General features: G+C 45.1%; 2 protein-coding genes. Both read right to left on the reverse strand.

Annotated features, from left to right (window positions below):
• Window positions 1-239: 239 nt before the first annotated feature.
• A complete protein-coding gene (locus LIZ98_RS17525; protein ID WP_227140416.1) occupies window positions 240-380 on the reverse strand; it encodes a hypothetical protein in 141 nt (46 codons plus the stop codon).
• Window positions 374-640 carry a hypothetical protein gene (locus LIZ98_RS17530; RefSeq protein WP_227140415.1) on the reverse strand — a complete coding sequence of 89 codons (267 nt, stop codon included), beginning with the start codon at window positions 638-640 and terminating at the stop codon, window positions 374-376. Before LIZ98_RS17530 ends, LIZ98_RS17525 begins: the two co-directional genes overlap by 7 nt.
• Window positions 641-1,003 lie beyond the last annotated feature (363 nt).

Below are 1,003 nucleotides of genomic sequence, written 5' to 3' on the forward strand. Positions count from 1 at the left end.
ATTTTAACAAGAGGTGCTGTTGATTTATATGCGTTGTTTGAATGGGGGCTTACTTTTCTCGTCACCGTTTTGGGGTGAAAAACTTGATTTTTTGGCGACGAAACCTTTTCTCGTCGTCATTTTTGCGCGAAAAACTCCATTTTTTGGCGACGAGATCACTTCTCGTCGTCACTTTTTGGCCGGAAACTCCATTTTTTGGTGACGACACCCTTTCTCGTCGTCGCTTTTGGACGGAAAACTCACTTTTTTAGCGACGACACCCTTTCTCGTCGCCTTTTTGGGACCGGAAACGCTATTTTTTGGCGACGAGATCCATTCTCGTCGTCACTTTTGCGCGAAAAACTCCACTTTTTGGCGACGAGACTCAATCCCGTCACCATTTTGAAGTGAAAACCCCACAATTTTGACGACGAAACTCGATCTCGTCATCATTTTGAAGTGAAAACCGCTCAATTTTGGCGACGAGACTCAATCTCGTCACCATTTTGAAGTGAAAACTGCACAATTTTGACGACGAAACTCGTTCTCGTCGTCTTTTTTTTACGGGAAACTCCATTTTTTGGTGACGAGACCCGTTCTCGTCGTCATTTTTATGCGAGAAAGTCCATTTTTTGGCGACGAGACTCTTTCTCGTCGTCACTTTTGCGCGAAAAACTCCACTTTTTGGCGACGAGATCACTTCTCGTCGTCACTTTTGCGCGAAAAACTCCACTTTTTGGCGACAAGACCTTTTCTCGTCGTCATTTTGAGCCGGGAAATGCCACTTTTTGGCGACGAGACTCTTTCTCGTCGTCATTTTTGCGCGAAAAACTCCACTTTTTGGCGACGAGACCCGTTCTCGTCGTCATTTTGAGCCGAGAAACTTCATTTTTTGGCGACGAGACTCAATCCCGTCACCATTTTGAAGTGAAAACCCCACAATTTTGACGACGAAACTCGATCTCGTCATCATTTTGAAGTGAAAACCGCTCAATTTTGGCGACGAGACTCAATCTCGTCACCA

It is taken from the genome of Caldibacillus sp. 210928-DFI.2.18 (assembly GCF_020554505.1).
In the GTDB taxonomy this organism is placed as follows: Bacteria; Bacillota; Bacilli; order Bacillales; family Caldibacillaceae; genus Caldifermentibacillus; species Caldifermentibacillus hisashii.